Here is a 14,401-nt window from a genome sequence, read left to right on the forward strand (position 1 = left end):
TAATCCGTAATCAGGAAGGAGGCTAATTATGAGCGAAGAACGTAATGCACGTAAAGTGCTGATCGGTAAAGTAGTCAGCGACAAAATGGATAAAACCATCGTAATTGCTGTTGAAACCTATAAAAAGCACAATCTGTATCACAAACGCATCAAGTCCACGAAGAAATTCAAGGCACATGATGAAGAGAATGTAGCTAAAATTGGTGATGTCGTGAAAGTCATGGAAACACGTCCATTGTCGAAGGACAAACGCTGGAGACTGGTTGAAGTGGTTGAAAAAGCGGTAATCATCTAAGACATGAAGCAAATCCCTTTCCGGAAGGAGGAAAAAAATAATGATTCAACCATTTACACGTTTGCATGTGGCTGACAACTCTGGTGCGAAGGAACTGATGTGTATCCGCGTACTGGGTGGTACTGGACGCCGTACAGCAGCAATCGGCGATCTGATCGTTTGTTCCGTTAAACAAGCAACACCAGGCGGCGTTGTCAAAAAAGGTGATGTTGTTAGAGCGGTAGTTGTTCGTACAAAACGTTCGGTACGCCGTAAAGATGGATCTTACATCGCATTCGACGAAAATGCAGCTGTTGTTGTTAAAGACGACAGAAGCCCGCGCGGAACACGTATCTTCGGACCAGTTGCTCGCGAACTTCGCGACAAGGACTACATGAAGATCGTTTCCTTGGCACCGGAAGTAATCTAAAAATCCGAGTGATACTCGGTTGTACTTGAAAAGGTAGTTATAGGAGGTGTAATCAATGCCTAGAGTTAAAAAAGTTCTGGAATCCCATAACAATAAACTGCACGTGAAAAAAGATGATGTGGTGCTTGTGATCAGCGGGAAAGACAAAGGTAAAAAAGGCCGTGTCATCGCTGCTTATCCTCGTGAAAACCGCGTCCTGGTAGAAGGCGTGAACATGGTGAAGAAACACCAGAAGCCTAACCAGTTGAATCCGCAAGGCGGAATCATCGAGCAGGAAGCTTCGATCCATGTGTCCAACGTAATGCACATTGATCCGAAGAGCGGGAAAGTTACGCGCATCGGCTATAAAGTACTAGATAACGGTAAGAAGGTTCGGGTAGCAAAAAGATCCGGAGAGATTATCGACTAATACAGTCCTAATGAAAGGAGGTAAATCTTCATGGCAGCAAGAATGAAAGAACGTTATCTGAATGAAATCACACCATCTTTGATGCAGAAGTTTAACTACACAACAGTTATGCAAGTGCCTAAGATCGAGAAGATCGTCATCAACATGGGTGTAGGTGACGCTGTTCAAAACTCCAAAGTACTTGACGCTGCAGTTAACGATATGCAACTGATTTCTGGTCAAAAGCCGGTTATCACCAAAGCAAAGAAATCCATCGCCGGTTTCAAACTGCGCGAAAATATGCCGATCGGGGTTAAAGTAACACTGCGCGGCGAGCGTATGTATTACTTCCTGGATAAATTGATCAACGTAACGCTTCCACGCGTTCGTGACTTCCGTGGTGTTTCCAGCAAAGCCTTCGATGGCCGCGGTAACTACACACTGGGTCTTAAAGAACAATTGATCTTCCCTGAAATTGAGTATGACAAAGTGGATAAGGTTCGCGGTATGGACATCGTTATTGTAACGACTGCTAAGACGGACGAGGAATCCCGTGAGCTGCTGAATCAGCTGGGAATGCCTTTCACAAAATAAGAATCATCCATTTCTCCGAAAATGTTTAGGAGGTGTCAGGCTAAGTGGCAAAGACTTCAATGAAAGTTAAACAACAACGCGAGCCTAAGTTCAAAGTACGTGCATATACACGTTGCGAGCGTTGCGGTCGTCCACATTCGGTACTGCAAAAGTTCAAAATTTGCAGAATTTGTTTCCGTGAATTAGCTTATAAAGGCCAGATCCCTGGCGTGAAAAAAGCAAGTTGGTAAGAAGTTTATAAACGGGAAGGAGGTTTACACACATGACTATGTCTGATCCTATTGCAGATATGCTTACTCGTATTCGTAACGCCAACACTGTGCGTCACGAGACAGTAGAAATGCCTGCTTCTACTATGAAAAAACAAATCGCGGACATCTTGAAGCGTGAGGGCTTCATCCGTGATGCTGAATTCGTTGAAGATAGCAAACAAGGGATTATCCGTATTTTCCTGAAATACGGCCCAAGCCAGGAACGTGTTATCACTGGTCTGAAAAGAATCAGTAAACCAGGTCTTCGCGTATACACGAAGAGCAATGAAGTTCCTCGTGTACTCGGTGGCCTTGGAATCGCGATTATCTCCACATCTAAGGGAGTTATGACCGACAAAGAAGCTCGTCAATCTAAATCCGGCGGAGAAGTTGTCTGCTACATTTGGTAATAAACGTCACAAGATAAGGAGGTGCAACACATGTCTCGTATTGGTCGCAAACCAATCGCAGTACCTAGCGGTGTAGATGTCACTTTGGACAACACCGTTATTACAGTAAAAGGTCCTAAAGGCACTTTGACTCGTGAGCTTCATAAAGACATGAAGATTACAGTTGAAAATAACGAAATCACTGTTGTTCGCCCGTCGGACAACAAATTGCATCGTTCACTTCACGGCACAACCCGCTCCGTTGTCAACAACATGGTGAGTGGTGTGACTGAAGGTTTCTCGAAATCTCTGGAACTGGTTGGGGTCGGATATCGTGCAAGCAAATCCGGAGATAAAATCGTATTGAACGTTGGTTACTCCCACCCGGTTGAAATTACACCGGAAGCGGGTATCGAGTTCGATGTTCCTGCGAACACGAAGATCATCGTTAAAGGGATTGACAAAGAACGCGTTGGCGCTTACGCTGCCAAAATCCGTTCCGTACGTGAACCTGAGCCATACAAAGGTAAAGGTATCAAATATGAAGGCGAGCGTATCATCCGCAAGGAAGGTAAAGCTGGTAAGAAGAAATAACCAGCTCTACCTTAATTGTAAGATACCCCGTGCATCTTAAAGTGAAGCTGTTTACGGCAAACTGAAGGGAGTGAAAGGGAAGTCATGATTACAAAAGAGGATAAAAACAAGGCACGTCTCAAAAGACACCTGCGTGTTCGTAAGAAGATCCAGGGTACTACTGAGCGTCCACGTTTGAATGTGTTCCGTTCTGCGAAACACATCTACGCTCAACTGATTGATGATGTGAACGGCGTTACTATCGTATCTGCCTCCACACTTGATAAGGAATTGAGTGCTACAATCGGAAATGGCGGCAGCGTTGAAGCTGCAAGCAAAGTAGGTCAATTGATCGCTGAGCGCGCTAAAGAAAAGGGTCATGCAGTGGTTGTATTTGACCGCGGTGGATACTTGTACCATGGACGGATTCAGGCTCTGGCTAGCGCAGCTCGCGAAGCTGGTCTTGAATTCTAGAATATTTCTAAAAGGAGGTTAACGACTTGCGTGTAGATCCGAACAGTTTAGAACTGACAGAAAGAGTTGTACACATCAACCGTGTTGCAAAAGTTGTAAAAGGCGGACGCCGTTTCAGCTTTAGTGCACTTGTTGTTGTGGGCGACGGCAACGGCTACGTTGGTGCTGGTATCGGTAAAGCCGGCGAAGTTCCGGATGCCATCCGTAAAGGCATTGAAGACGCCAAGAAAAACCTGATCCACATTCCAATCGTAGGAACATCGATTCCTCACCTGGTTACTGGACATTTCGGCGCAGGACGCGTTCTGCTGAAACCAGCATCCGAAGGTACCGGCGTTATCGCTGGTGGACCGGTTCGTGCGGTGCTTGAATTGGCAGGCGTTGGCGATATCTTGACAAAATCTTTGGGTTCTTCGAATTCCATGAATATGGTCAATGCTACTTTAGAGGGTCTTTCCCGTCTGAAGCGCATTGAAGAGGTCGCGAAGCTTCGCGGCAAATCTGTCGAAGAATTACGCGGTTAAGGAGGGGAACGTCAATGGCTAAATTGCAAATTACCCTCGTACGCAGTGTAATTGGACGTCCAGAAACACAACGTGTTACTGTTAAGACGCTCGGCCTGCGCAAAACCAACTCGTCCGTGGTTCACAACGACACTCCTGCAATTCGCGGAATGATCAACAAAGTGAGCCACTTGCTGTCCGTTACTGAAATTGAAGGCTAATAGCCTCGAATAAATTAACAAACATAAGGAGGTGCAAACGATGAAGTTACATGAACTTGCTCCAGCTCCTGGATCACGGAAAGAACGCAACCGCGTTGGTCGTGGACCAAGTAGCGGTAACGGTAAAACTTCGGGCCGTGGTCATAAAGGTCAAAACTCCCGTTCCGGCGGTGGTGTACGTCCAGGCTTCGAGGGTGGACAAAACCCACTCTATCGTCGTCTGCCTAAACGTGGTTTCGTCAATCCTACCCGTAAAGAGTACGCGATTGTGAACCTGGAAGATCTGAATAGCTTTGCAGAAGGAACAGAAGTAACTCCTGAGCTTTTGCTTGAAACTGGTGTTGTCAGCAACACTAAGAGCGGCATCAAGATTCTCGGCAACGGTGAACTGGCTGTTAAATTGACTGTCAAAGCAAATAAGTTCTCTCAATCTGCGGTAGAGAAAATCGAAGCTGCCGGCGGTAAAACCGAGGTGATCTAATGTTCAAGACGCTTAAGAATATATGGCATGTTGAAGATTTGCGCAAAAAGATCCTGTTTACCCTGTTCGTTCTGATCATTTACCGCATCGGTTCGTTTGTACCGGTTCCCGGTGTGAACAAAGAAGTACTGGAATCAACAAATCAGGGCGGAGACGCTTTGATGGGTCTTTTGAACACCTTCTCGGGCGGAGCGCTCAAAAACTTCTCGATTTTTGCGATCAGCATTTACCCGTATATTACAGCATCCATCATCGTTCAATTGCTTTCGATGGATGTTGTTCCTAAGTTTGCCGAATGGGCTAAGCAAGGGGAACACGGGAAAAAGCAGCTGGCGCAAATTACGCGTTACGGCACAGTAGTGCTAGGTTTGATTCAAGCGTTTGCCACATCTATCGGGTTTAACCGGATTTATGGCACTGAGATGATTCCAAATGCAACCTTTGCGGATTACCTGCTTATTGCGATCATATTGACGGCGGGTACATCGTTCTTGATGTGGTTAGGTGAGCAGATCACTGAAAAGGGTATAGGAAACGGGATTTCGATCCTGATTTTTGCGGGAATCGTCGCCGCCTTTCCGGGATATATCACCACTACGGCGCAATCAAGCTTTATCCAGCCGGGTCAGATGTTCCTGAATATTCTTAAAGTCGTTATTGTACTGATCGTGGTTGTTGCGATTATTGTCGGGGTGATCTTTGTTCAACAAGGTATCCGTAAAATCCCTGTACAATATGCCAAACGCGTAGTCGGTAACAAAATGTACGGTGGACAGAATACGCACATTCCGCTTAAAATTAATGCGGCTGGTGTAATTCCTGTTATCTTCGCCGTTTCGCTGCTTCAATTCCCGGTCGTTTTATCGAGCTTCTGGTCCACCCATGCTTGGGCTAAATGGGTCTCGGCCAATCTGGATCATACCAAGCCGCTCGGCATGCTGCTGTATGTAGTCATGATCATCGGATTTACGTTCTTCTATACGTTCGTCCAGATGAACCCGCAGCAAATGGCTGACAATATGAAAAAGAATGGCGGATACATTCCAGGTATACGTCCAGGTAAGGCTACTGAGAAATACCTGACTAGAGTAATGTCGCGTCTGACGATGTCCGGTGCGCTGTTCCTGTCATTAATCTCTGTACTGCCAGTATTATTTGGATCGTTATCCGGGTTACCGAAGCAAGTGCAGATTGGTGGTACGGCACTGCTGATCGTTATCGGTGTTGCACTGGATACCATGAAGCAGATCGAGAGCCAATTGATCAAACGCCATTACAAAGGCTTCATCAATAAATAGGCGATAGGTTCCGGTGAAGTACCTAATGTTTTAAACTTCCCGGTACCTATTGTGCTGTTTCTTGCTTGGTGGCGAACTTTTGGGGGGAGAAGAGAATCGTGAACATTTTATTCATGGGCCCTCCTGGGGCAGGCAAGGGAACACAAGCCGCAGTGGTTGTTAAAGAACTTGGTATTCCGCATATTTCGACCGGTGATGCTTTCCGCTTGGCAATCAAGCAGGGAACGCCGATCGGGCTGAAGGCTAAATCTTACATCGATCAAGGTTTGCTTGTACCGGATGATGTGACTATTGGAATCGTCGAAGAACGGCTGCAGCAGTCCGATTGCGAAAAAGGTTTTTTATTGGATGGCTTTCCAAGAACCCTTTCGCAAGCGGAAGCGCTGGGAGAAATCCTCAGCCGGCTTGGAACTTCACTAGATCACGTTGTTAACTTGAATGTGGACCGCGGACTGCTGATGGCGCGTCTTACCGGACGCCGGATCTGCTCGGTATGCGGAACATCCTACCATTTAATTTTCAACCCGCCGAAGCAAGATGGCATCTGCGACATTGATGGCGGAGAATTGTATCAGCGTCCGGATGACAACGAAGAAAGTGTAGGCAAGCGTCTGGATGAGTATGATAACAAGACAGCGCCGCTGCTTGCATTTTATGACGATAAAGGTCTTGTGCGTCAGGTAAACGGAGAAAACGAAATCAATGTCGTTTCTTCTGAAATCGTCTCTATGCTGCGGGGTTAATGTAATGATCATTTGCAAATCCGAACAGGAACTTGTCTTTATGAGGGAAGCTGGTCGAATTGTTGCCGAGAGTCACCGTCTTATTGCTGAAGCTATCCAGCCAGGCATTACTACCGGTGAGCTCGACAGAATCGCCGATGGGTACATCCGCAGTCAGGGTGCTGTGCCGTCTTTCAAAGGCTACAACGGTTTTCCTGCCAGCATTTGCGCTTCAGTCAACGAACAATTAGTGCACGGATTTCCAGGGAAACGCAAACTGGTAGAAGGCGACATCGTTACGCTGGATATCGGTGCAGAGTACCGTGGTTATCATGGTGATTCCGCCTGGACCTACGGGGTGGGCAGCATTTCCGAAGAGGCTCAGCGTCTGCTGGATGTCACGGAGGGCTCTCTCTACGCTGGACTGGCGTTAGTCAAACCGGATGTGCGCTTGTTTACAATCTCCCATGCAATTCAAGCATACATTGAAGACGCCGGGTTCTCCGTTGTCCGCGAGTATGTTGGTCATGGCATTGGGGCAGAACTGCATGAAGAACCGCAAATTCCGAACTATGGCTTAGCGGACCGCGGACCACGTTTGAAGCCGGGTATGGTACTCGCCATTGAGCCGATGGTTAACGCTGGAGAACGTTATGTCAGAACACTGGATGATAACTGGACGGTCGTTACGGTAGACGGTTCACTGTGCGCTCACTTCGAGCATACAGTAGCAGTTACACCGGACGGCATGGAGATTTTCACAAAACTGAATGCGTAGGTGATCTTCACGTGAATACTGGGAGCAGCCCGCAGGTTGGTCAAATCGTGAGAATTCTCAAAGGCAAGAATGCCGGAGAGGCTGCCGTTGTTATCGCAGTTGTAGATAGCAGATTTGTATATATTGCTGATGGGGACAAACGTAAGTTTGACAGCCCAAAGAAGAAGAATATTCAGCACTTGGAGCTCATACCCTTCATCAGCAGTGAGATTGTAGACAGTTTGGAAGAAACCGGCCGGGTCACCAACGGAAAGCTGCGGTTTGCAGTGATGAAGTATGGCCTGCCCGCTGGACAAAGTGCTAATGAGAAAGGAGACTGACTGTGGCTAAGGAAGACGTCATTGAGGTAGAAGGAACGGTCATTGAGCCGTTGCCTAACGCAACTTTTAAGGTTGAGCTTGAAAACGGTCATCAAATACTTGCCCATGTGTCCGGGAAATTGCGGATGCACTTTATCCGTATCCTAACCGGAGACAAAGTGGTCGTGCAGTTATCGCCTTATGATTTATCAAAAGGCCGTATAACTTACCGTAAATAGATGGGAACTACAACAAAAGTTTTGCTTCGCAAAACTTTGAGGAGGTAATTAACATGAAGGTAAGACCTTCTGTAAAGCCCATTTGCGAAAAATGCAAAGTCATCCGCCGCAAAGGGACTGTTATGGTAATTTGCGAAAATCCGAAACACAAACAAAAACAAGGTTAAGAAGGGGGTGTAGCGTAAAATGGCTCGTATAGCTGGAGTGGATTTGCCACGTGATAAGCGCGTTGAGATCGCCTTGACTTATATTTTCGGAATCGGTAAAACGACTTCCCAGAAAATTCTTAATGAAACAGGCATTGACGTTAACACACGTGTCCGTGATTTGACGGAAGATGAAGTCAGCAAACTGCGTGAAACGATCGACAAAGAGGTTAAGGTTGAAGGTGACCTTCGTCGTGAAATTTCCTTGAATATTAAGCGTCTTACTGAGATCGGCTGTTACCGCGGTGTTCGTCACCGTCGTGGATTGCCTGTTCGCGGTCAACGTACCAAAACCAATGCTCGTACCCGTAAAGGCCCGCGTCGTACTGTAGCAAACAAAAAGAAATAAGAAGAGGTGATAAGAGACAATGGCTAAACCGAAAAAAGTCGTACGTACGAAACGTCGCGACCGGAAAAATATCGAGTCTGGCGTGGCACATATCCGTTCCACGTTCAATAACACTATCGTTACGATCACGGATCCCCACGGAAATGCAATTTCCTGGGCAAGCTCCGGCGGTCAAGGATTCAAAGGTTCCCGTAAATCGACTCCATTTGCAGCGCAAATGGCAGCCGAAACAGCTGCTAAGGCAGCTATGGAACACGGCATGAAGTCCGTTGAAGTTATGGTTAAAGGACCGGGCGCGGGCCGCGAAGCAGCCATCCGTTCCCTTCAGGCCGCTGGTCTTGAAGTAAACCTCATTAAAGACGTTACTCCAGTTCCTCACAATGGATGCCGTCCGCCGAAGCGTCGCCGCGTTTAGTATAATCAGAATTGTGATTGTGGTATAATTCTGACGCATCTGCTAATAATAGGTGTTTAGGCATACTACATGATACACCTGATGGGGTGACTGTTTCATATAGGAGCGACGTTTGAAGGAGGGGTACACTCGTGATAGAAATCGAAAAGCCGAAGATTGAGACCGTAGAAGCCAATGATGATGGGACCTATGGGAAATTCGTAGTTGAACCGCTGGAACGTGGATATGGCACGACTCTGGGGAACTCGCTTCGCCGGATCCTGCTTTCCTCCCTTCCGGGAGCCGCAGTGACTTCGGTCCAAATTGACGGCGTTCTGCATGAGTTCTCGACCGTTCCCGGCGTAATGGAAGATGTGACGGAAATCATCCTGAACCTTAAAGCTCTTTCTCTGAAGATTCATTCGGATGAAGAGAAAGTGTTCGAGATTGATGCTGAAGGAGAAGGCATCGTTACCGCGGGTGATATCCGTGCGGACAGCGATGTTGAGATCCTGAACCCGGATCTTCATATTGCAACGCTGGGACCTGGCGCGAGACTGCACATGCGCATTTTTGCAGGCCGTGGTCGCGGCTACGTCCAAGCGGACCGGAACAAACGCGACGATCAGCCAATTGGTGTAATTCCAGTTGACTCTATCTACACTCCTATTTCACGTGTGAATTACGGTATTGATAATACCCGTGTTGGTCAAGTGACTAACTACGACAAGTTGACGCTGGAAATTTGGACAGATGGCAGTATCCGACCGGAAGAAGCCGTTAGCCTTGGAGCCAAAATTTTGAACGAGCACCTCGTTCTGTTCGTAGGTCTTACGGATGAAGCGAAAGACGCCGAAATTATGGTTGAAAAAGAAGAAGACAAAAAAGAAAAAGTACTTGAGATGACGATCGAGGAGCTTGATCTTTCTGTCCGTTCCTACAACTGCCTCAAACGTGCCGGTATTAATACCGTGCAAGAGCTGACTACGAAAACTGAAGAAGATATGATGAAGGTTCGTAACTTGGGCCGCAAATCTTTGGAAGAGGTTCAAGAGAAGCTTGAGGAACTTGGTTTGGGACTTCGTACAGAAGAATAGGACTCAGGAGTTCTTGAGACTTGAGTGAAGGAGGGAAAACAAATGGCATACCAAAAATTGGGCCGTGATTCCAGCGCGCGTAAAGCTTTGTTCCGCGATATGGTAACGGATCTGTTCCTATACGAACGTATTCAGACAACAGAAGCCAAAGCGAAGGAAGTTCGTTCCATCGCTGAGAAACTGATCACTAAAGCGAAAAAGGGCGATCTTCATGCTCGCCGTCAAGTAGCTGCATTTGTTCGTCGTGAGACTGTAGATGGTGAACAAGATGCAATCCAAAAATTGTTCTCTGACATTGCTCCACGTTACACAGAGCGTCCAGGCGGATACACTCGTATCCTGAAGCTGGGACCTCGCCGTGGCGATGCTGCGCCTATGGTTTATCTTGAACTGGTAGACCGCGCGTAGTTTCACAAGCTATGATTTCCGGATGTACGCTTTACGTATTTAACGTTATTGTACTGCAGGGCATATTACCCTGCCGTGCAAATAACCGCGGGAATCACCTTGTATAGAGTAGAAGGAGCTCCCGCCGGGGCTCTTTTTTTTGAAAGAGGAGAATGAAATGCGCAATCTATTGATGAAAGTCAATTATGACGGCACCCACTATGATGGCTTTCAGACCCAGCCTCAGGGCAATACGATTCAGGACAAGCTGGAGCATGCAATTCAGCATCTGACCGGTGAGACGCTCAAAATCACGGGCTCAGGACGGACTGATGCGGGGGTGCACGCTTATGGCCAACCTTTTAACTTCATAACCTCCTCCCAGATTCCGCTGGAACGCTGGTGTCTGGCTCTGAATGCCAGGCTGCCGCAGGACATCGTGGTTACAGAGGCCGCTGAGGTTCCGCTCTCGTTCCACTCCCGTAGAGGGGCGAAGCGTAAAACCTACCGGTACACGATTAACGGCAACCGGTTCCCCGACCCGTTCCAGCGGCGCTGGCAGCATCATCATCCGATGAAGCTGAATGTTCCTGCGATGGAGATGGGGCTAAGCGCGCTGCTGGGTACCCATGATTACACCTCGTTTGCCTCCAGGAAGTCCACTAAGACTTCACATGTGCGGACCATTTATGAGGCTTATCTTGAAGTAGACCGCAGCATGTGCCGCCCGGGCTCTTCTGACCAGGGAGTGATCCATACCTATATTACAGGCAGCGGCTTTTTGCAGCATATGGTACGCATTATTATGGGGACGCTGATGCAGGTGGGCCAAGGGAAAATCAGCGCAGATAGAATGCCTTTAATACTTGCGGCTTGTGATCGTGCAGCGGCCGGACCTACGGCTGTGTCTAAGGGGCTGGCACTCTGGAGTGTGGAATATGACGAGATGGAGGATTAAATGGCCGGTACTATATTTTTTATAAAAATTAGTACTGAATGTTTAAAAATCGCTTGCGCTTGTCATGTTTATACTGTAATATAAAAGTTGTGTTTTCTTGATGGCTATCCCACAGCCCCGATCAAGAAAATGCCAACAAATAAGTTTTTTCAACTCACTAAATTGTAATTCAATCGCGAAACAAGATATACGAAACAGATGATTTTCGTACGAGAACAAGGAGGAAACATTCATGCGTACCACCTACATGGCGAAGCCGAACGAAGTTGAACGCAATTGGCACATCATTGATGCCGAAGGCAAAACACTTGGCCGTTTGGCAAGCGAAGCCGCTGCCCTAATCCGCGGCAAACACAAACCGCAATTCACTCCACACGTTGATACTGGTGATTTCGTAATTGTTATCAACGCTGAGAAGATTCACCTCACAGGTAAGAAAATGCAAAACAAGAAATACTACCGTCACTCGATGCACCCAGGCGGCTTGAAGGTTACTGTTGCAGAAGACCTGATCAAGACCAAACCTGAGCGTATGATTGAATTCGCAGTTCATGGCATGATTCCTAAGACTCGTCAAGGTAATCACATGAAGCTGAGACTCAAAGTATATGCAGGCGCTGAACATCCACATGCAGCACAAAAACCTGAAGTTTACGAACTTCGCGGATAAGAATAAAGGAGGACAGTTTCATGGCACAAGTACAATACTATGGGACAGGTCGTCGTAAACATTCGGTAGCACGTGTTCGCCTTGTACCGGGTGAAGGACGCATTGTCATTAACAAACGTGAGATGGACGAATATTTCGGTGTTGAAACACTGAAAATGATCGTAAGACAACCTTTGAACCTGACTGAAACTCTGGGCAGCTACGATGTAATCGTGCTTGCACATGGTGGCGGCATTTCTGGTCAAGCTGGCGCAATCCGCCACGGGATCTCCCGTGCATTGCTCAAAGTTGACCCTGAATATCGCGGTACGCTGAAGAAAGCCGGCTTCCTGACACGTGACCCACGTATGAAGGAACGTAAGAAATACGGCCTCAAAGCTGCTCGTCGCGCTCCACAGTTCTCGAAACGTTAATATTCCCTTGTTCTCAAGGAATGGAAGCTCCTGGCCTTTACGGTCAGGAGCTTTTTTTATATGCTGTTAGTCGGTTAGCCCAGTGATCTAGGGCTTTTTGATTTACATCGGAGGAACGGCCAGGTTTTAAAATGGAAGGATATAACATTTATTCGCATGCTTTTGCTCATCCAGAATGATGCCATACATAGTGTCCTTGTAGATTCCGTAAGGAAGCCCGGACCAGATCTTCCGGTATTTCTCCACAACCGATAACTTGCCCTGGAAGGCTTGCTGCAGGCCCGCCGTATACGAAGTAACAGGGACTGGAGCCTCAGCTGATCCCTGTCACCTCCTGCCCAGTTAAGTCCTTGTACATCTGGGGAAACATCTGATTATGCTGTCTTTCATTCGGCCAGATCGAAGTGATCACCTAAGCCTGTTCCGGATTGGGGGCGAGTGCAATCAGCTGGCTGCAGAACAGCTCATCATTTCGCTCCCCCTGGACCAAAGTTCTTATTAATTCAAGCGCTTCTGTTTAGATGTAGCCCAGACAGGGACGAACTGTACCCGGTACCAATAAGGGTAAACCCTACTCCATACGCATAGCCTCCGATAATCTAAGTATATACCCCAATTATATGGACATCAGCCTAGGGTGTGATGGTGGTTAGGAGGCTAAGTAATGCAATATCAGTGAACATTTTTAACAAAGTATGATTCAGGGAAAATAGGTACTAAACACCTAAGGAATAACGACCTTTTTCGACATAAAACAAACATCTACTACGATATAATAAATATGTAAAAATATTAATGAAAGGAGAAAGTCTGGTTATAGAGGGAATAAACTTAAAAAATAAGGAGGTATAATTATGTTTGTCAAAATTAAAAATGAGTTTAAATTTAAGAATTTATTATCTTATACACTTGCTTTACTTTCCGCAGTGTTAATTTCATCTATTCTATTCTCAAATAATACTTTTGCAGATTTACAGGGGATATTCTATCCTAACGCCAGTAAGACTACTTATGGTACCGCAAATAATGGTTCAAGTTTTAATGGTTCTCTAGCTTACTCGTATTGGAGATCAGAAACTGCACAAGGAAATAGCAACAGTCCTACTAAGCTAAGATTTTTTAACGTAACAACAAGTAACGGGGCTAGCTTCCCATCTGGCGCTCAGTTTGGTGTTTATAAAATTGTTGATCTGACTGAAAAAAGATTTTTAAACTGGTATACAGCAAATCTTAATAGTACTGTGAGATCTGTAGACATGGACTATACGGCTAACATGGGAAGCCTCTATACTGAGATGACTGTATACGCAGATCCCCAAGGGATTGATGGAACTCAAAGTAACGTTAGATATGATCGATACGCATATACAAACTGATACGAATATACAAAAAAACTAATGAACAAACTTGAAAAGAGGAGTTGGGCGTGAATGAATATTAAACGATATTTAATAACTTTAATTTCAATTCTTGTGCTTACAGCTGTATTTGGAACAGCTTTAGCATCTCCTGAAATTAGTGATAATAAAGACTTTACTGCGAGTGGCCAAGGAGTTACTACATCAGCAGAAATTGTTGATCTACAGAAAGCGAATTTATTAATGGACAATATCGACCTTCAATTTCCAACTTATTTGCCAGATGATTTCAAACAAGAGAGCGTTATATATAATGAACCACCAGCAAGAATAAAGGATTCACTTCGTAATTTTAATGCAGATTCCGTAAAAGAAGTAACTATACGATATAGAGATCAAACGGACTCTACTAAATGGATAGATTACACTACAAAAAAAATTGAAATAGAACTTGTAGATGAAAATGTTCAACAAATTGAAATAAATGGTGTTCAAGGTCAGTACTTGCAGAGTGAAGAAAAGGGGATAGAAATCTATAACTGGTTCTCTAATGGAGCAAGTCATTTTGTTGTTGCAAAGAATGGAATAGAGAATTCACAAGTTTTAAACTTTGTGAATTCAATAAAATAGCCTTAGATCATCAGGACCTTGTGAT

26 protein-coding genes are annotated in these 14,401 nt (G+C 45.9%); all 26 read left to right on the forward strand.

Annotated features, from left to right (window positions below; genetic code table 11):
* Nucleotides 1-28: 28 nt before the first annotated feature.
* The gene (rpsQ, locus tag MKX63_RS07995) at nt 29-295 is read left to right on the forward strand and encodes a 30S ribosomal protein S17 (protein WP_036692400.1); all 267 of its coding nucleotides are present in this window, start codon (nt 29-31) and stop codon (nt 293-295) included.
* 40 nt (nt 296-335) lie between these two features.
* Entirely contained in the window at nt 336-704 is a 369-nt protein-coding gene (gene rplN / locus MKX63_RS08000; RefSeq protein ID WP_036680556.1) for a 50S ribosomal protein L14, read from the forward strand.
* Nucleotides 705-759: 55 nt separating this feature from the next.
* Complete coding sequence (gene rplX, locus MKX63_RS08005; RefSeq protein WP_019908235.1) at nt 760-1,113, forward strand: 50S ribosomal protein L24; 354 nt, start codon at nt 760-762, stop codon at nt 1,111-1,113.
* A 30-nt stretch (nt 1,114-1,143) separates the two neighbouring features.
* Nucleotides 1,144-1,686, forward strand: a complete 543-nt coding sequence (rplE, locus tag MKX63_RS08010; protein WP_209878863.1) for a 50S ribosomal protein L5 — start codon at nt 1,144-1,146, stop codon at nt 1,684-1,686.
* A 44-nt stretch (nt 1,687-1,730) separates the two neighbouring features.
* On the forward strand, nt 1,731-1,916 hold the full coding sequence (locus MKX63_RS08015) for a type Z 30S ribosomal protein S14 (protein WP_036589425.1): 186 nt from the start codon (nt 1,731-1,733) through the stop codon (nt 1,914-1,916).
* 32 nt (nt 1,917-1,948) lie between these two features.
* Nucleotides 1,949-2,347 (forward strand): 30S ribosomal protein S8, encoded by a 399-nt coding sequence (gene rpsH / locus MKX63_RS08020; protein WP_036692403.1) that lies wholly within the window; start codon nt 1,949-1,951, stop codon nt 2,345-2,347.
* Nucleotides 2,348-2,377: 30 nt separating this feature from the next.
* Complete coding sequence (rplF, locus tag MKX63_RS08025; protein WP_341016390.1) at nt 2,378-2,920, forward strand: 50S ribosomal protein L6; 543 nt, start codon at nt 2,378-2,380, stop codon at nt 2,918-2,920.
* Between the two features lie 84 nt (nt 2,921-3,004).
* A complete protein-coding gene (gene rplR, locus MKX63_RS08030) occupies nt 3,005-3,373 on the forward strand; it encodes a 50S ribosomal protein L18 (RefSeq protein WP_341016391.1) in 369 nt (122 codons plus the stop codon).
* A 26-nt stretch (nt 3,374-3,399) separates the two neighbouring features.
* Nucleotides 3,400-3,897 (forward strand): 30S ribosomal protein S5, encoded by a 498-nt coding sequence (gene rpsE, locus MKX63_RS08035; protein ID WP_036652980.1) that lies wholly within the window; start codon nt 3,400-3,402, stop codon nt 3,895-3,897.
* Between the two features lie 14 nt (nt 3,898-3,911).
* Nucleotides 3,912-4,097, forward strand: coding sequence for a 50S ribosomal protein L30 (gene rpmD / locus MKX63_RS08040; RefSeq protein WP_019908243.1), 186 nt, complete (start codon nt 3,912-3,914; stop codon nt 4,095-4,097).
* Between the two features lie 40 nt (nt 4,098-4,137).
* Entirely contained in the window at nt 4,138-4,578 is a 441-nt protein-coding gene (rplO, locus tag MKX63_RS08045; RefSeq protein ID WP_036692409.1) for a 50S ribosomal protein L15, read from the forward strand.
* Entirely contained in the window at nt 4,578-5,876 is a 1,299-nt protein-coding gene (gene secY / locus MKX63_RS08050; RefSeq protein ID WP_036721825.1) for a preprotein translocase subunit SecY, read from the forward strand. The genes rplO and secY overlap by 1 nt, the downstream gene beginning before the upstream one ends.
* 98 nt (nt 5,877-5,974) lie before the next feature.
* Nucleotides 5,975-6,619, forward strand: coding sequence for an adenylate kinase (locus tag MKX63_RS08055; protein WP_341016393.1), 645 nt, complete (start codon nt 5,975-5,977; stop codon nt 6,617-6,619).
* Nucleotides 6,620-6,623: 4 nt separating this feature from the next.
* The gene (gene map, locus MKX63_RS08060) at nt 6,624-7,376 is read left to right on the forward strand and encodes a type I methionyl aminopeptidase (protein WP_341016395.1); all 753 of its coding nucleotides are present in this window, start codon (nt 6,624-6,626) and stop codon (nt 7,374-7,376) included.
* Nucleotides 7,377-7,387: 11 nt separating this feature from the next.
* Nucleotides 7,388-7,696: a KOW domain-containing RNA-binding protein gene (locus MKX63_RS08065; RefSeq protein ID WP_341016397.1), complete on the forward strand. Its 309-nt coding sequence runs from the start codon at nt 7,388-7,390 to the stop codon at nt 7,694-7,696.
* Nucleotides 7,697-7,698: 2 nt separating this feature from the next.
* Nucleotides 7,699-7,914: a translation initiation factor IF-1 gene (gene infA, locus MKX63_RS08070; protein WP_018753971.1), complete on the forward strand. Its 216-nt coding sequence runs from the start codon at nt 7,699-7,701 to the stop codon at nt 7,912-7,914.
* Nucleotides 7,915-7,967: 53 nt separating this feature from the next.
* On the forward strand, nt 7,968-8,081 hold the full coding sequence (rpmJ, locus tag MKX63_RS08075) for a 50S ribosomal protein L36 (RefSeq protein WP_003322638.1): 114 nt from the start codon (nt 7,968-7,970) through the stop codon (nt 8,079-8,081).
* A 19-nt stretch (nt 8,082-8,100) separates the two neighbouring features.
* Nucleotides 8,101-8,469 (forward strand): 30S ribosomal protein S13, encoded by a 369-nt coding sequence (rpsM, locus tag MKX63_RS08080; protein ID WP_036721817.1) that lies wholly within the window; start codon nt 8,101-8,103, stop codon nt 8,467-8,469.
* A 19-nt stretch (nt 8,470-8,488) separates the two neighbouring features.
* On the forward strand, nt 8,489-8,884 hold the full coding sequence (rpsK, locus tag MKX63_RS08085) for a 30S ribosomal protein S11 (protein ID WP_020427052.1): 396 nt from the start codon (nt 8,489-8,491) through the stop codon (nt 8,882-8,884).
* A 131-nt stretch (nt 8,885-9,015) separates the two neighbouring features.
* Nucleotides 9,016-9,960 (forward strand): DNA-directed RNA polymerase subunit alpha, encoded by a 945-nt coding sequence (locus tag MKX63_RS08090; RefSeq protein WP_036692422.1) that lies wholly within the window; start codon nt 9,016-9,018, stop codon nt 9,958-9,960.
* Between the two features lie 42 nt (nt 9,961-10,002).
* Entirely contained in the window at nt 10,003-10,368 is a 366-nt protein-coding gene (gene rplQ, locus MKX63_RS08095) for a 50S ribosomal protein L17 (RefSeq protein ID WP_019908254.1), read from the forward strand.
* Nucleotides 10,369-10,525: 157 nt separating this feature from the next.
* Nucleotides 10,526-11,305 carry a tRNA pseudouridine(38-40) synthase TruA gene (gene truA / locus MKX63_RS08100; protein WP_341016398.1) on the forward strand — a complete coding sequence of 260 codons (780 nt, stop codon included), beginning with the start codon at nt 10,526-10,528 and terminating at the stop codon, nt 11,303-11,305.
* A gap of 232 nt (nt 11,306-11,537) precedes the next feature.
* A complete protein-coding gene (gene rplM / locus MKX63_RS08105; RefSeq protein ID WP_036692430.1) occupies nt 11,538-11,975 on the forward strand; it encodes a 50S ribosomal protein L13 in 438 nt (145 codons plus the stop codon).
* 20 nt (nt 11,976-11,995) lie between these two features.
* Nucleotides 11,996-12,388, forward strand: coding sequence for a 30S ribosomal protein S9 (rpsI, locus tag MKX63_RS08110; protein ID WP_036692433.1), 393 nt, complete (start codon nt 11,996-11,998; stop codon nt 12,386-12,388).
* An 854-nt stretch (nt 12,389-13,242) separates the two neighbouring features.
* Complete coding sequence (locus MKX63_RS08115; protein ID WP_341016401.1) at nt 13,243-13,764, forward strand: hypothetical protein; 522 nt, start codon at nt 13,243-13,245, stop codon at nt 13,762-13,764.
* A 54-nt stretch (nt 13,765-13,818) separates the two neighbouring features.
* Nucleotides 13,819-14,376, forward strand: coding sequence for a hypothetical protein (locus MKX63_RS08120; protein WP_341016402.1), 558 nt, complete (start codon nt 13,819-13,821; stop codon nt 14,374-14,376).
* Nucleotides 14,377-14,401 lie beyond the last annotated feature (25 nt).

It is taken from the genome of Paenibacillus sp. FSL R7-0179, assembly GCF_038002265.1.
Taxonomy (GTDB): Bacteria; Bacillota; Bacilli; order Paenibacillales; family Paenibacillaceae; genus Paenibacillus_AQ.

What these genes read in the sequence shown, in the direction of transcription:
- rpsQ (WP_036692400.1), top strand. Translation starts at nt 29, where the DNA reads ATGAGCGAAGAACGTAATGCACGTAAAGTGCTGATCGGTAAAGTAGTC.
- rplN (WP_036680556.1), top strand. Translation starts at nt 336, where the DNA reads ATGATTCAACCATTTACACGTTTGCATGTGGCTGACAACTCTGGTGCG.
- rplX (WP_019908235.1), top strand. Translation starts at nt 760, where the DNA reads ATGCCTAGAGTTAAAAAAGTTCTGGAATCCCATAACAATAAACTGCAC.
- rplE (WP_209878863.1), top strand. Translation starts at nt 1,144, where the DNA reads ATGGCAGCAAGAATGAAAGAACGTTATCTGAATGAAATCACACCATCT.
- rpsH (WP_036692403.1), top strand. Translation starts at nt 1,949, where the DNA reads ATGACTATGTCTGATCCTATTGCAGATATGCTTACTCGTATTCGTAAC.
- rplF (WP_341016390.1), top strand. Translation starts at nt 2,378, where the DNA reads ATGTCTCGTATTGGTCGCAAACCAATCGCAGTACCTAGCGGTGTAGAT.
- rplR (WP_341016391.1), top strand. Translation starts at nt 3,005, where the DNA reads ATGATTACAAAAGAGGATAAAAACAAGGCACGTCTCAAAAGACACCTG.
- rpmD (WP_019908243.1), top strand. Translation starts at nt 3,912, where the DNA reads ATGGCTAAATTGCAAATTACCCTCGTACGCAGTGTAATTGGACGTCCA.
- rplO (WP_036692409.1), top strand. Translation starts at nt 4,138, where the DNA reads ATGAAGTTACATGAACTTGCTCCAGCTCCTGGATCACGGAAAGAACGC.
- secY (WP_036721825.1), top strand. Translation starts at nt 4,578, where the DNA reads ATGTTCAAGACGCTTAAGAATATATGGCATGTTGAAGATTTGCGCAAA.
- map (WP_341016395.1), top strand. Translation starts at nt 6,624, where the DNA reads ATGATCATTTGCAAATCCGAACAGGAACTTGTCTTTATGAGGGAAGCT.
- rpmJ (WP_003322638.1), top strand. Translation starts at nt 7,968, where the DNA reads ATGAAGGTAAGACCTTCTGTAAAGCCCATTTGCGAAAAATGCAAAGTC.
- rpsM (WP_036721817.1), top strand. Translation starts at nt 8,101, where the DNA reads ATGGCTCGTATAGCTGGAGTGGATTTGCCACGTGATAAGCGCGTTGAG.
- rpsK (WP_020427052.1), top strand. Translation starts at nt 8,489, where the DNA reads ATGGCTAAACCGAAAAAAGTCGTACGTACGAAACGTCGCGACCGGAAA.
- rplQ (WP_019908254.1), top strand. Translation starts at nt 10,003, where the DNA reads ATGGCATACCAAAAATTGGGCCGTGATTCCAGCGCGCGTAAAGCTTTG.
- truA (WP_341016398.1), top strand. Translation starts at nt 10,526, where the DNA reads ATGCGCAATCTATTGATGAAAGTCAATTATGACGGCACCCACTATGAT.
- rplM (WP_036692430.1), top strand. Translation starts at nt 11,538, where the DNA reads ATGCGTACCACCTACATGGCGAAGCCGAACGAAGTTGAACGCAATTGG.
- rpsI (WP_036692433.1), top strand. Translation starts at nt 11,996, where the DNA reads ATGGCACAAGTACAATACTATGGGACAGGTCGTCGTAAACATTCGGTA.
- MKX63_RS08115 (WP_341016401.1), top strand. Translation starts at nt 13,243, where the DNA reads ATGTTTGTCAAAATTAAAAATGAGTTTAAATTTAAGAATTTATTATCT.
- MKX63_RS08120 (WP_341016402.1), top strand. Translation starts at nt 13,819, where the DNA reads ATGAATATTAAACGATATTTAATAACTTTAATTTCAATTCTTGTGCTT.